This window comes from Aeromonas rivipollensis (genome assembly GCF_010974825.1).
GTDB classification, from domain to species: domain Bacteria; phylum Pseudomonadota; class Gammaproteobacteria; order Enterobacterales; family Aeromonadaceae; genus Aeromonas; species Aeromonas rivipollensis.
This window is the reverse complement of sequence record NZ_JAAILA010000026.1, coordinates 155498-169530: the sequence shown is the minus strand read 5'-3', so window position 1 is coordinate 169530 and position 14033 is coordinate 155498. Positions and strand designations below refer to the sequence as shown.

11 protein-coding genes are annotated in these 14033 nt (G+C 64.8%); 3 read left to right on the top strand and 8 right to left on the bottom strand.

Translation table 11 applies throughout. From position 1 onward, the window contains the following. Positions 1 to 13: 13 nt before the first annotated feature. From epd to G4923_RS15790, 6 genes are all read right to left on the bottom strand, one after another. Positions 14 to 1024, bottom strand: coding sequence for an erythrose-4-phosphate dehydrogenase (epd, locus tag G4923_RS15815; RefSeq protein WP_111910490.1), 1011 nt, complete (start codon positions 1022 to 1024; stop codon positions 14 to 16). Positions 1025 to 1073: 49 nt separating this feature from the next. Continuing rightward, the gene (locus G4923_RS15810; protein WP_163137643.1) at positions 1074 to 2003 is read right to left on the bottom strand and encodes an ROK family protein; all 930 of its coding nucleotides are present in this window, start codon (positions 2001 to 2003) and stop codon (positions 1074 to 1076) included. Between the two features lie 187 nt (positions 2004 to 2190). Further along, complete coding sequence (gene hemE / locus G4923_RS15805; RefSeq protein WP_111910492.1) at positions 2191 to 3258, bottom strand: uroporphyrinogen decarboxylase; 1068 nt, start codon at positions 3256 to 3258, stop codon at positions 2191 to 2193. A gap of 150 nt (positions 3259 to 3408) precedes the next feature. Then, positions 3409 to 4188 carry an NAD(+) diphosphatase gene (gene nudC / locus G4923_RS15800; RefSeq protein ID WP_106885806.1) on the bottom strand — a complete coding sequence of 260 codons (780 nt, stop codon included), beginning with the start codon at positions 4186 to 4188 and terminating at the stop codon, positions 3409 to 3411. A gap of 169 nt (positions 4189 to 4357) precedes the next feature. Further along, positions 4358 to 4963, bottom strand: a complete 606-nt coding sequence (locus tag G4923_RS15795; RefSeq protein ID WP_025328281.1) for a TIGR04211 family SH3 domain-containing protein — start codon at positions 4961 to 4963, stop codon at positions 4358 to 4360. Between the two features lie 153 nt (positions 4964 to 5116). Next, on the bottom strand, positions 5117 to 5938 hold the full coding sequence (locus tag G4923_RS15790; RefSeq protein ID WP_106885805.1) for a potassium channel family protein: 822 nt from the start codon (positions 5936 to 5938) through the stop codon (positions 5117 to 5119). Between the two features lie 32 nt (positions 5939 to 5970). Here G4923_RS15790 and G4923_RS15785 point away from each other — a divergent pair, with 32 nt between their 5' ends. From G4923_RS15785 to glnE, 3 genes are all read left to right on the top strand, one after another. Next, positions 5971 to 7221 (top strand): methyl-accepting chemotaxis protein, encoded by a 1251-nt coding sequence (locus tag G4923_RS15785; protein ID WP_139746196.1) that lies wholly within the window; start codon positions 5971 to 5973, stop codon positions 7219 to 7221. Positions 7222 to 7421: 200 nt separating this feature from the next. Beyond that, the gene (locus tag G4923_RS15780; protein ID WP_163137642.1) at positions 7422 to 7862 is read left to right on the top strand and encodes a GNAT family N-acetyltransferase; all 441 of its coding nucleotides are present in this window, start codon (positions 7422 to 7424) and stop codon (positions 7860 to 7862) included. Between the two features lie 138 nt (positions 7863 to 8000). Then, positions 8001 to 10895 (top strand): bifunctional [glutamate--ammonia ligase]-adenylyl-L-tyrosine phosphorylase/[glutamate--ammonia-ligase] adenylyltransferase, encoded by a 2895-nt coding sequence (gene glnE / locus G4923_RS15775; protein WP_163137641.1) that lies wholly within the window; start codon positions 8001 to 8003, stop codon positions 10893 to 10895. Positions 10896 to 10966: 71 nt separating this feature from the next. Here the strand turns inward: glnE and G4923_RS15770 are convergent, their stop codons facing one another. Together G4923_RS15770 and G4923_RS15765 are read right to left on the bottom strand one after the other, a co-directional pair. Continuing rightward, a complete protein-coding gene (locus tag G4923_RS15770) occupies positions 10967 to 11701 on the bottom strand; it encodes an SDR family oxidoreductase (RefSeq protein ID WP_163137640.1) in 735 nt (244 codons plus the stop codon). Between the two features lie 151 nt (positions 11702 to 11852). Further along, positions 11853 to 13997: an AsmA family protein gene (locus G4923_RS15765; protein WP_163137639.1), complete on the bottom strand. Its 2145-nt coding sequence runs from the start codon at positions 13995 to 13997 to the stop codon at positions 11853 to 11855. Positions 13998 to 14033 lie beyond the last annotated feature (36 nt).

Genomic DNA, 14033 nt, shown 5'->3' with positions numbered 1-14033 from the left:
CCGGTGCAGGCTCTCAGCCTGCGGCCATCATGGCCCGGGTGGTATCCAGCATGCGGTTGGCGAAGCCCCATTCGTTATCACACCACATCAACATCTTGACGAGGTTGGCATCGCTCACCCGGGTCTGGGTACCATCAATGATGCAGGAGTGTGCATCATGATTAAAGTCTACGGAGACCAGCGGCTCTTCCGTGTAGTCCAGGATACCCTGTAATGTACCTCTGGATGCCCGTTGCAGGGCTTGATTTACGTCACTAACTGTCACTTTTTTACGAACAGTAATGCTCAGATCCATGGCGGTGACGTTGATGGTCGGCACCCGCACCGCGATCGCCTCGAACTTGCCGGCGAAGTGGGGGAGGATTCGCTCCAACCCCTTTGCCAGCTTGGTATCCACCGGAATGATGGACTGGCTGGCGGCCCGGGTTCGGCGCAAGTCGCTGTGGTAAGCGTCGATGACTTGCTGATCGTGCATGGCCGAATGAATTGTCGTAATAGTACCACAATTTATCTCGAATTCTCGATGCAATGTTTCGATGACGGGCACCACGCAGTTGGTGGTACAGGAGGCATTGGAGACGATCCGCTCCCGTCCCGTCAGCACCTGATGGTTCACCCCGTAGACTATGGTCGCATCCACATCCGCATCCGCCGGATGGGAGAAGAGCACCTTGCCCGCCCCCGCCCCAAGATGCAGTTCGGCATCGGCCCGGGAGCCGAATACCCCGGTGCAGTCCAGCACCACATCCACCCCCAGCGCCCGCCAGGGCAAGCGCGACGGATCCCGCTCGGCAAACAGGGAGATGAGATCCTCCCCCACCAGCATGCTGTTGCCGGCGAGCTGCACCGGATAGCCGAAGCGGCCGTGGCTGGTGTCGAAGCGGGTGAGGTGCACCATGGCTTCGGGGGCCGCCAGCTCGTTGATGGCGACTATCTTAAGCTGGTTATCGCGGCCGCTCTCGTAGAGGGCCCGCAACACGTTGCGACCGATGCGCCCGTATCCGTTGATGGCAATCTTGATCATGAAAAATCTGTGTCCTTACCTGCGACAAAGTGACGGGCCCCTGACTGCTTCACGACAGCAGGGCCTCCCGGAAGACGCCCCTGGCCAGCAGCGCGGCCCCGAACACACCGGCGCTGTCACCCAGGGCCGGGGCAATGATGGGGGTGGCGAAGCGGGGATTGAACAGAAATGGCAGCACAGTCTGCCGACCGACGCTGTAGAGACTCTGCACGTTGCCCACACCACCGCCGATGACGATGACGTCCGGATCCAGGATGTTGACCACGTTGGCCAGGGCCTGGCCGAACAGCAGGTGCAGCCTGTCCATGGTGAGTTTGGCCACATGATCGTGGGCCGTCGCCGCCACTATCTGGGCCAGTGACAGGTGGCGCCTGGCCTTGGCTTCATACCAAGCCTCCAGCGCCGGGCCGCTGATGAAGGTCTCGACACAGCCGCGCTTGCCGCAGTAGCACTCTGGACCGTCGGGGGAGAGCACGTTGTGGCCCCACTCACCGGCGATGCCGTGATGGCCGTTGAGGATCTGGCCGTTGATGACGATGCCGGAGCCAACCCCTGTGCCCATGATGATGCCGAACACCACTTTCGCTTCGGGATGGTGCTGGCGCACCGCCCCCAGATGGGTTTCCGCCAGGGCGAAGCAGTTGGCGTCGTTGGCGATCAGCACAGGAATGCCGAGCCGGCGCTCCAGATCTTCCTTGAACGGCTTGCCGTTGAGCTCTGTGGTGTTGCAGTTTTTCATCAGCCCGGTCTGGGGATCCCGCGCCCCCGGGGTGCCCATGCCGAGGATGGCGGGACGCTGGCCGAGCCGCTCGGCGCACTCGTCCACCAGCTTGGCGATCTGGCCTATCATGTGCTCGTAACCGCCACGGCGCTCGGTGGGGATGCGATGGCGCAGCAGCACCTCGTCACCCTCGAGCACCACGCACTCGCACTTGGTTCCACCAAGGTCGATTCCCCAGTCCCATGCACTCTTGCCCATCCTGCCTCCTGCCATGTTCAACGACGCCCTCACCCAGTCGTCAGGAGGCGTACTCGCCCATCCTGTCCTCGACCCTGTTCAGTGGTGGTGCAGTGTAACCCGAGCGGTGACCAGGATGCAGCCCCCGCGAGGCCGGGCAGCAAAACGGGGCCCGCAGGCCCCGTTCTCATTGTGCTGTCTGCCGCGCTCAGCGACCGTGGTACTGAGCCGACAGCTCGTGCACCGCGTTCACAAACACCCCGGCGTGCTCCGGATCAACATCCTGATGGATGCCGTGACCCAGGTTGAAGACGTGGCCGTTGCCGCTGCCAAAGCCCGCCAGTATGGTGGCGACCTCTTCGCGAATACGCGCAGGTGCGGCGTAGAGCATGGAAGGATCCATGTTGCCCTGCAGCGCCACCTTGTCGCCGACCCGGCGCTTGGCATCCGCTATGTCTGTGGTCCAGTCCAGCCCCAGGGCGTCGCAGCCGGTGGCGGCGATCTGCTCCAGCCACTGGCCGCCGTTCTTGGTGAACAGGGTGACCGGCACGCGGCGCCCCTCATTCTCACGGATCAGGCCATCGACGATCTTGTGCATGTACTGCAGGGAGAAGTCGCGGTAATCCCGCGGGGTCAGCACGCCGCCCCAGGTGTCGAACACCATGACCGACTGGGCACCGGCCTTGATCTGGGCATTGAGATAGGCAATCACGCTGTCCGCCAGCTTGTCCAGCAGCAGGTGCAGTGTCATGGGCTCTGCATACATCATCTGCTTGATCTTGGTGAAGGCCTTGGAGCTGCCCCCCTCCACCATGTAGGTGGCCAGGGTCCAGGGGCTGCCGGAGAAGCCGATCAGCGGCACTTCGCCCTTGAGCTCGCGGCGAATGGTGCGCACCGCGTTCATCACGTAACCCAGCTCGTCTTCCGGATCCGGGATGGGCAGCGCCTGCACGTCGGCCATGGACTTGATGGGGCGTTCGAAGCGCGGGCCTTCCCCGTGCTCGAAGTAGAGGCCCAGCCCCATGGCGTCGGGCACGGTCAGGATGTCGGAGAAGAGGATGGCGGCATCGAGGGGATAGCGGCGCAGGGGCTGCAAGGTGACTTCACAGGCCAGCTCGGCGTTGCGGCACAGGGACATGAAGTCCCCCGCGACGGCGCGGGTCGCCTTGTATTCCGGCAGGTAGCGGCCAGCCTGACGCATCATCCACACCGGGGTCATGTCCACATCCTGGCGCAGCAGGGCACGCAGGTATCGATCGTTCTTCAGCTCTTTCATCCCAGTTCCTGAGTTCATATCCAGCATAAAATGGCGGATATGATACCACTTTGTGCGAGGCTGAGGGCGGCACAAACGCGCCGCAGGGTCGCCGGAGTGCAAAGATGTGAGGGGGCGCAAACCAGGACCCCGCTTTTCAGGGCCTCGCCCTCACCGCTTCTCTGCGAGGCTCTGCTCGATCAACCGCCGCGCTATGGTGCCGTGGGGGGGCAGCCGTGGCAGTTGGTCCGCCTCGAAGAAACCGGCGGCCACCAGCTCGTCGTCCTGCACCTTGATCTCGCCGCTCTGGTAGTCGGCGGTGAAGCCCATCATCAGGCTGTGGGGGAAGGGCCAGGGCTGGCTCGCCACATAGCGCACGTTGCATACCCGGATGCCGCTCTCCTCGAACACCTCCCGCGCCACGCACTGCTCCAGGTTCTCCCCCGCCTCCACGAAGCCCGCCAGCACCGTATACATGGGATCGTCGGCCTGATAGTGACGGCGATGGGCCGCCAGCAGGATCGCCGGCCCCTTGCGCACCGCCACTATGATGCAGGGGGAGATGCGCGGATAGACGACATGACCATGCCGACACACCTGTGCCCACTCCCCGCTCTTGGGTACCATGGGGGCGCCACACTCGCCGCAGAAGCGATGGCTGCGGCGGAAGGTGGCCAGCTGCCAGGCGCGTCCGGCGAGGCGAAAGCCCTCTTCATCGCCAGCCACCATCAGCTGGCGCAGGCCCGTCATGGCCTGGGTATCGGCAGTTGTCCCCAGATCCAGCAGATAGCAAGGCTCGCCATCCCAGTCGTCGAAGCGCTCGAACGGGGCCTCTTGTAGCGGGGAGGGCAAGCAGGCGCGCGGGCCTCCTGGGATCTGCCCCTGGGCATCCAGCAGGACGAGGTGATCGCCCCCCAGCACGAACCAGCGGGCCTGTTCGGTTGATGACATATGTGAAGGCTCTTGTTGAGAAGGGTGCCCGGGGCACGGGATAATTCGGCTCATCTTACGGCCGCAGAGGCCCCCTGGCGACCCCCGACCTGGTCAAGATCCCGTCCCGGTGCGCACCCATGAAAAAAGGTCGCCGTGGCGACCTTTCTCGTTGCGACCGCCCGGGCGATCAATTCATCCAACGCTCGCTGCTCTTGCGACGACGGGGGAGCATGGGGAGCAAAATACCGAGCAGTATACCCCCCAGCACCATGGCACCACCGCGGATGAACCAATCCATCTGCATGTCGTGCTCCTGGTTGTCATAGCTCTGGGTCAGGGCGTCGTTCTGTTCCTTGAGGCTGCTCATCTCTGTGCTCTGGCTGGCGAGCTGGGCCTTCAGGCTGGCGATCTCCTTGCTCTGCTCGGTGATCTGGCCATCCTTCTCGGCGAAGCGTCGCTCGTTGTCGCCATTGAGGTTCAGCAGGCGGGCCTTGGCCTCATCCAGCTCCTTCTGAACCTGGGGCAGACGCTCGCGCAGGCTGATCTCCGCCTGCAGTTCGCTGTTCTTGATCCAGCCTTCACGACCACGGCCGTCCACCACCTGGGTGAAACCGGCGTCGTTGTTCACCGCCTTGACCTCCAGCGGTTCACCGGCCTTGACGCTGCCGAGGATCCGGTACTGGGTGCCAGGACCGTTGTGGATATAGGTAAAGATGTTGTCTGAGACATAACGGGTATCGGCCAGTACCTGTTGGGCACACAAGCAGATCAAGATCCCGAGAAGGGCGCGCATGGTCGATCGATTCTCTTCGTTGAATTAGGTTGCAGGCCGAATGTTAAGCCGCCAGCGGGTCAAAGGACAAGCAAAGAAAAACGGCGCCCCCCTGACTGAGAGGCGTCTCACGGCTTCTCCCGTTTGCCACGCGACCATTCCAGACGCCGCAGGCTACTTCTGTTGCAATGCCTTCACCTCGGCGCGCAGGGCCTTCAGCTCCTGCAGCAGTTGCGCCTGCTGCTCGCTCTGCTGGCGCCGCCACAGTGTGGTGTCGTCGTTGGTCTTGCCGGGATGCACGAACAGGCTGGCCATGAAACCGCTGAGGGCACCGAACAGACCCACACCAAACAGGATGAGCAGGCTGGCGACGAAGCGCCCCTCCTCCGTCCTGGGTACCAGATCCCCGTAGCCCACGGTAGACAGCGTCACGAGCGTCCACCAGAAGGCATCGTAAGGCGTCTGGATCAGGCTCCCTGGCTGGCCCGTCTCCAGCCAGTACATGACGCCCGAGCCCACCCCCAGCAGCAGGAAGAAGAGGAAGAGGATGCCGGACAAGGTGGTCTCGTTGCGCTCCCGGCGAAACATGACCAGCAGGTCCGGCCTGTCTCGCAGCAGCTGATAGACCCGCCACAGCTGGATCAGCCGTGCCCAGCGCAGCTGCTCCACCATGGGCAGGCTGCCCGGCAGATAGAACCAGTTGGCCTTGAAGAAGGCCATGCGATCGGGGGCCCTCACCCAGCCGTAGGCGAAGTGGGCGAGGAAGAAATAGCAGATCAGGCTGTCGACGTCATAGAAGAGTTGCAGGGTCTGCGGGCTCCACTCGCGGTGACCCCACCAGCGGGCGCAGACCAGACAAACGGAGATCACCGACAGAAACGCCATCAGCAGATCCATGGATCTCAGGCCAGAAGAGTGATGTCGCATACATTTTCCTACTTTAGGCACAGTGCGAATTAATAAAACGGAAGATAATGCCGATAGTCCTGAGGACAAAGGAAAAATGGCCATTAAGAAGGAGAAAGGTTATGCAGTTAAACTCGCTGGAGAGGCGAATGAGCAACATCCGACTGGTGCCCAAGGTGGTGCTGCTCATGGTGTTCAGCACGCTGCTCTTGCTGGCCAAGCTCTGGTTCGATGCCAGCAACCTGGAAGCCACCCTGCTCGGCGAGGGCATAGATGCCGCCAAGGCCAATGCCATCGCCGATCGCCTGCTCTGGACCGGCCTGATGGAGACGGCGCTGATGGGGATCGTCTTCGTGGTGCTGCTGCTGACCGGCTCCCGCCTCATGGTCAAGCAGGTGCATTACCTGGTGGGGCTGCTGGAGCGCTTCGCCCGCAAGGATCTCAGCCACAGCGTGCTGCTCAAGTCCCGGGACGAGTTCGGTGACATCGCCAAGGCGGTCGCCCACTCCCAGGAGAACCTCAAGGAGGTGTTCGGCACCCAGCGCGCCGCCTGCAAGGAGCTCAACGACATCGCCTCCCAGGTGACTCTGTGCATGGATGAGGCCAACGAGGCGATCAACGAAGAGTTCACCCAGATAGAACAGCTCGCCAGCGCCATGAGCCAGATGGTGGGTGCCATTCGCGAGGTGGCCAACCATGCGGAGCAAGCCTCCCACGCCACCGCCGACGCCAGCGCCCTGGCCGAGGAGGGGAGTCGCTGCGTGGCCGCCACCGTCAGCACCATAGACACCCTCTCCGGCAACATCCAGCGCTCCTCTGCCGTGGTCAACGAGGTGGAGCACGGGGTCGATCGCATCGGCTCCGTGGTGGACACCATCCGCAGCATCTCGGAGCAGACCAACCTGCTGGCCCTGAACGCCGCCATCGAGGCCGCCCGCGCGGGTGAGGCGGGACGCGGCTTCGCCGTGGTCGCCTCCGAGGTGCGCGAACTGGCGAACCGGGCCCAGGCCGCCACCGTCGAGATCCAGAAGATGATCGAGCTGCTGCAGGGCAATGCCCGCCAGGCCGTCGGCCTGATGGCCGAGAGCGTGCAGCAGGCGGACAAGGGGGTCGAACAGGTGACCCAGGCAGGCACCCAGCTCGCCACCATAGTGCAGCGGGTACAGGGGGTGGCCGACATGAACCGCCAGATCGCCGCCGCCTCCGAGCAGCAGAGCTCGGTGGCCGAAGAGATGAACGCCAACCTGGAGCAGGTCAAGCAGGTGGTGGAAGGATCCGTGGTGGTACTGCGGGAGCTGAAAGATGCCTCCGAACTGGTGGAGCACCACAGCCAGACCCTGGATACCCATATCCAGGCCTTCAAGCTGGCCTGAAGCCGTGATTTGAGTAAACTGGAGGGCCCCGCGAGGGGCCTTTTTTATTGATATCACAGCAAGGTGTCAGACACAGCCAGACCCTGGACATCCATGCTACCCAGGCCTTCAAGCTGGCCTGAGGTCGTGATTTGAGTAAACTGGAAGGCCCCGCGAGGGGCCTTTTTTCATCTCATCTCATGTCACGGCAAGGAGCCAGGATGCAGCACACCCAATCCCCACTGGAGATCAGCGACGACAAGGGACGGCTCGATGTCCCCCTCATTCACCGTTTCCTGTCCGAGGAGGCCTACTGGAGCCTAGGCATTCCCCTCTCCACGGTGCAGCGGGCCATCAATCATTCGCTCTGCTTCGGCGGCTATGTCGACGGCCAGCAGGTGGCCTTCGCCAGGGTCATCACAGACAAAGCCACCTTCGGCTATCTGTCCGATGTATTCGTGCTGCCCGCCCATCGCGGTCAGGGCCACAGCAAGGCCCTGATGGCCGCCATCCTGGCCCATCCCGCCTTGCAGGGGCTGCGCCGCCTCATGCTGGCCACCTCGGATGCCCAGGGGCTCTATGCCGGTTTTGGCTTCGCGCCGCCCCGCGCCCCTGGCAGCCTGATGGAAAAATACGACCCCGAGATCTATCAGCGCCCCTGAGCCTGCGCCGGCGGCCCATTTTCCCCGCCGGCTCATGCTTCTCTCTCCCGGGCTGTGACGCAGGCGCGGGACAATGCTAGATTGGCTGCCGGTGTTTTCATTCCCTCTGCAGACCCGTTAATCACAAGGACGGCAACCGTGGCCCAGCATTCCTCTTCTCTTCCCCCATCTCCGGCATCCCTCTCTGCTCTGTCACCCTTGCTGCAGGATCAGGCCGGGCGCCAGTGGCAGCGGCTGCTGGCGCTGGCGCCCGACTATGGCGATTTGCCCGCGCTGGAGCAGCAGACCCTGCTGACCCTGTTTGGCCTCTCGGATTTCGTCGCAGACTCCCTCATCAAGCAGCCCGAGCTGCTGGCACAGACCCTGGCCTCCGGGGATCTGGCGCTGTCCGAGCGCTGGCCTGCCTACCAGGGCGATCTGGCGGCCCTGCTCGCCGAAGTCCATGACGAGGAGGCGCTCAAGCGGGTGCTGCGCCAGTTCAGACGCAGCCGCATGCTGGTGATCGCCTGGCGCGAGCTGCTGGGTCAGGCCCAGGTCGAAGAGAGTTTCATCCATCTCACCAGGCTCGCGGACGCGCTGATCTGCGGCGCCAGGGACTGGCTCTACGCCAAACAGTGCGCCGAGCTCGGCACCCCCATGGACGGCAACGGCGACCCTCAACCCCTGCTCATCCTCGGCATGGGCAAGCTGGGTGGCGGCGAGCTGAACTTCTCCTCGGACATCGACCTCATCTTCACCTTCCCCGACAACGGCTACACGGTCGGCGGGCGGCGCGAACTCGCCAACCAGCAGTTTTTCATCAAGCTGGGCCAGCGCCTGATCAACGCCCTGCACCAGCCCACCCAGGATGGTCAGGTGTTTAGAGTCGACATGCGGCTGCGCCCCTTCGGCGAGGCGGGGCCGCTCGCCATCTCCTTCGCCGCCATGGAGGATTACTACCAGCACCATGGCCGCAACTGGGAGCGCTACGCCATGGTCAAGGCGCGGGTGCTGGGGCCCCAGTGCGAACACGCCCAGGCCCTCACCGAGCTGCTGCGCCCCTTCGTGTTTCGCCGCTACATCGACTTTGGCGTCATCGACGGCCTGCGCCAGATGAAGGCGATGATAGCCGCCGAGGTACGCCGCAAGGGGCTGGAGGGAAACATCAAGCTGGGGGCCGGCGGCATCCGCGAGGTGGAGTTCATCGCCCAGGCGTTGCAGCTCATCCGTGGCGGCCGTGAGCCCGCCCTGCGGGTGCGCCACCTGCCCGAGGCGCTGGCGGCCATAGCCCAAAGCGGCGCCCTCGATGAGGAGCGCTGCGCGCGCTTGCTCCAGGCTTATCGCTTCCTGCGCCGGGTCGAGAACATATTGCAGGAGATAGGGGATCAGCAGACCCAGACCCTGCCCACCGAGGAGCGGGATCGCCAGCGACTGATCGCTGCCACCGGCTTCGCCGACTGGGACGCCTTCATGACGCACCTCGACGAGGAGATGGCCATAGTCCATCAGGAGTTCGTCGCCGTGGTGGGGGAAGAGAAAGAGGCCCCCGCTCACCTGGAGCAGCTTTGGCTCGATCTCTGGCGCACCGAGCTCGACGCCGCCGAGCTGGAGCAACTGCTGACTGCACAAGGGGTGACCGAGCCTGCGCCGCTTTGCGCCGCCCTGCTGCGCTTCAAGGAGGAGTACAAACGCCGCCAGGTCGGGCCCCAGGGGCGCATCGCCCTGGACTGGCTGATGCCTGAGCTGCTGCGACTGGTGGTGGCGAGCCGTGAGCCCGCCCGCCTGTTCGAGCGGGTCTGCACCCTGCTGACCCGCATCTTCACCCGCAGCGCCTACCTGCAACTGCTGGCGGAGAACCCCGCCGCCCTGCGCCAGCTGGTGCGCCTGTGCGACGAGAGCAACCTGGTGAGCGAGCAGCTCGCCCGCTACCCCATCTTGCTGGACGAGCTGCTGGATCCCCAGCACCTCTACCACCCCACCCCGCTGGATCAGTACAAGCCCCAGCTGCGCCAGTTCCTGCTGCGCATCCCCGAAGAGGACGTGGAGCAGCAGATGGAGGCGCTGCGCCAGTTCAAGCAGGTACAGCTGCTGCGCATAGTCGCCGCCGACATCGCCGGCGCCCTGCCGCTGATGAAGGTGAGCGACCACCTCACCTGGCTGGCGGAGGCCATCACCGAAGAGGTGGTCAATCAGGCCTGGGCCCAGATGAGCGAGCGCTACGGGGTGCCCCCCGAGGTGGCACTGAGCGGCCAGCGCGGCTTCGCCGTGGTGGCCTACGGCAAGCTGGGCGGAATAGAGCTGGGTTACGGCTCGGATCTCGATCTCGTCTTCCTGCACGGCGGTGACCCCAACGGCTACACCGACGGGCGCAAGCCCATCGACAGCCGCCAGTTCTACCTGCGCCTGGCCCAGCGGATCCTGCACCTGTTCAGCACCCGCACTCCGTCCGGGATCCTCTACGAGATCGACATGCGGCTGCGCCCCTCCGGCGACTCCGGCCTGCTGGTCTCCTCTCTCGCCGCCTATGAGCAGTACCAGCAGCACGAGGCCTGGACCTGGGAGCATCAGGCCCTGGTGCGGGCCCGCCCCATCTATGGGGACGAGGGGGTCATCGCCGACTTTGCCCGCATCCGCCGCGCCGTGCTGGCCAAGGAGCGCGACCTCCCTACCCTGGCCCGCGAGGTGCGCGAGATGCGCCACAAGATGCGGGATCACCTGCTCAAGGCGGGCGAGGGGGAGTTCGATCTCAAGCAGTCCCCGGGCGGCATGGTGGACATAGAGTTCATCGCCCAGTACCTGGTGCTGGCCCACGCCTGTGGCGAGCCTGAGGCCCTGACCCGCTGGTCCGACAACGTGCGCATCTTCGACGAGTGCGTGATGGCGGGGGTATTGACCCTGGAGCAGGCGGAGGGGCTGAAACACGCTTATCTGGAGATCCGCAACCAGGGCCATCGCCTCAACCTCTCGGAGATCTCCCGCAAGGTGGGGGACGACCAGCTGCTGACCGAGCGGGGCCATGTGCTGGCGGTCTGGCAACAGCTGCTGGGGGAGTGAGACTCTCGCCGCATCAGCAACAAGGGGCGCCACGGCGCCCCTTGTTGTTGTCGGGAGACTGTGACCCCAGCCTAGCGTCCCCCGGCCAGATCGATAAAGGTGCCTGTGGCATAGGAGGCTTGGTCCGACAGCAGCCAGGCGATGGCGGCGGCCACCTCCACCGGCTGGCCGCCCCGTTGCAGCGGAATATTGCCCTTGATCCTGTCCACCCGACCGGGCTCACCGCCATCGGCGTGCATCTCGGTATAGATAAAGCCCGGGCGCACCCCGTTGACCCGGATCCCCTGGGCCGCCACCTCCAGGGACAAGCCTCTGGTCAGTACGTCTATGGCTCCCTTGGAGGCGGCGTAGTCCACGTACTCCCCCGCCGAGCCGAGGCGGGCGGCGGCCGAGGAGACGTTGACGATGGCGCCCCCGCTCGTCATGCGGCGTACCGCCTCCCGGCAGCAGAGGAAGTAGCCGGTCACATTGGTGGTCAGGGTCTTGTTGATGCGCTCGGCGCTCATCTCCAGCACCTTCATCTGGGGCTGCAAGATGCCTGCGTTGTTCACCAGATGGGTGATCACCCCGAGCCGCGCGTCCATCTCCTCGAACAGGCGCACCACCTCGGTCTCCACGCTGACATCCGCCTGCACCGCTATGCAGGAGACCGGATGGCGGGCCCGGATCTCGGCCACCAGCGCCTCGGCGGACGCCCTGTCATGGCGATAGTTGAGGCAGAGGTGATACCCCTGCCCCGCCAGATAGCGGGCCGTCGCCGCCCCTATCCCCCTGCTGCCACCTGTGATCAGCACCTGCTTGTTCATGGACGCTCCCTGTTCCTTGTCTCTCGTCTCTCGTCTCGACCCGGATATTACCCCATCCTCGGGGCCAACGCCTGGCCCCATAGCGCTATGTTCGGCAACAAAGAGCCCGCACTGGGCGGGCTCTTTGTTGCGATAAGACACGGGGCCGGAGTTATTTGAACAACCCCTTGAGCAGCTGATCCGCCACCCCCTTGATCTGCTCGTCGTCGGCCTTGTCCCCCAGCAATTTCTTGAGACCGCGCTCGGCCTCCTTGCGGGCCTTCTCCTCCAGCACCTTGTTGTTGCCGAGCAGTTCTTTCACGTCGAGCCGGTAGCTCGGGGCCTGCCAGTGGCCGCCGATGCGCACCGGTATGGTGACGTCCTTGAGCTCGTCCACGCTCTTGCCCCCCTGACCCTTGCTGCTCTCCACCACAGAGGTGAGGAACAGGAAGTCGAGGGTCTCAGGCACCAGGGCACTCTGGCCCTGGCCCTTCACCCGCAGGGCGGGCGCGAGCAGCTGGATGTCGTCGCTGCGAGCCACGCCATTGGCGATCTGGAAGTTGGCGGTCAGGGCGCTGAAGTCGGTCTTGCGTGCCTCCTTGACCTGATCCGCCCCCTTGCCGGTCAGGGTGGCCCGCGCCTCGCGGATCATCTCCGCCAGGTTGATGCCGTGCAGGGCGCCGTCGCTCAGCCTGAGGCTCAACTTGCCCTGCATCTGGCTGCGCAGGGCCTGCTCGGAGAGGCCTGTGCCCTGCACCTGCACCTCGAGATCCCCCTTGCCTTCCAGCCGATCGTTCTGGGCCAGGGTCTGCAACAGGGGCCGCACATCGACACCCTGCACCCGCTTGTGCACCTGATAGCGGGCGGGTTGCTGGCGGGCATCGAGCACGCCGCTCGCCGTCACCTGACCACCAGCCACCCCGGCGCTGAACTGCTTGAGGTTGAGCTGGCCACCGGCCAGGGCGAGCTGCAGATCCACGGCGCTCAGATCCAGCCCCTTCAGCCGCAGGCTGCCCAGTTGCAGCCGACCGGCCAGGTCCATTCGTTTGAGGGCGGCGAGATCGGGCTCCACCGCCGAGAGCGCCTTGGCGGCGGGGGCGGCCCCCTTGTCTCCCCCTTTCGCAGCGGCGGCGGCCTTGGCCGGGGCAGCTTGACCGAGCCAGGCGTCGAGATCGAGTTTTTCCCCCTTGAGGTCGAAGTCCACTTTGGGGACGGCCCCCAGGTGGACGGCACCGCTGCCGCTCAGCAGGGCATCATCGGCCCCCATCACCAGGTTGCTGAGGGTGATGGTCTGCTTGTCCAGCTCGGCACGGGCAAAGCCCGCGAGCTTGAGGTTCATCTGCGGACGCGGCAGGCTGTCGCCGCTCAGCCTGGCGGCCAGCACGGCGTCCGATACCTCCACCAGTTGCAGCCCCTGATCGAGCCGCGCCTTGAGGGTCCCCTCCAGGGTACCCGCCAGGGTCGGCTGGTCCGCCGCCCCCTGTGCGCCGCTCAGGCTCAGTTCGAGGCTGCTCCACAGCCCCAGCGCCAGCCGGTCGGCCTTGAGGGAGAAGGCATCGAGCCGCTGTGTCGGCTCGCTCAGGCTGCCGCCCAGGGTCAGATCCTTGAGCTCGCTGGCCTTGAGCTCCCGGGCCAGCTTGAGCTGGGCCTGCCCCTTGAGATCGAAGGCCCTCTCCCCCTGCGCCCCCTTGGCGGCCAGGGTCACCGGCACCCACTCACCCGGGGTCAGCTGACCCAGATCCAGATCCAGCCTGTCGAGACGGGAGACGGCGCCGCTGCGATCGTCCCGCACCAGGGCGCTGGCCTCGACAAGTGCCACCCCTTGCAGGCTGATCTGCCAGGGTTTTTCTTCACTGGCGGCAGGGGCGGCGGGCTGGCTCTCGCCAGCAGGGGATTGAGCGCCATCGCCCTTGTCGGCAGCAGAGGTCTTGACCAGACCGCTCAGGTTGGAGCTGCCATCGGCCCTGGTCTGGATGAAGAGATGGGCGCCACTGAGCGTCACCTTGCCAATCTCCAGCTTATGGGAGAGCAGCGGCAGCAGGGCGACAGAGGCGTCACCCTGCGCGAAGCGGAGCAGGTCAGGCTCGGCAAAGCCGGCCGGGTTGCGAAGTTGCACCTTCTCGAGGGAGAGGCCGAGACTCGGCCAGAAGCGCCAGCCGATGTCCCCTTCCATCACCAGCTCGCGGCCCGTGCTCTTGCGCACCTGCTCCGCCAGCTGGGGCTTGAACTGGTTGGGGTCAACCAGCGACACCAGGGCGGCGATGGCCACCACGGCCGCCAGCGCCAACCCCAGCAGTATGTAGATGATCTTTTTCACGACGAACTCCTCAATGCAGATCCTGTGGCTGACTAT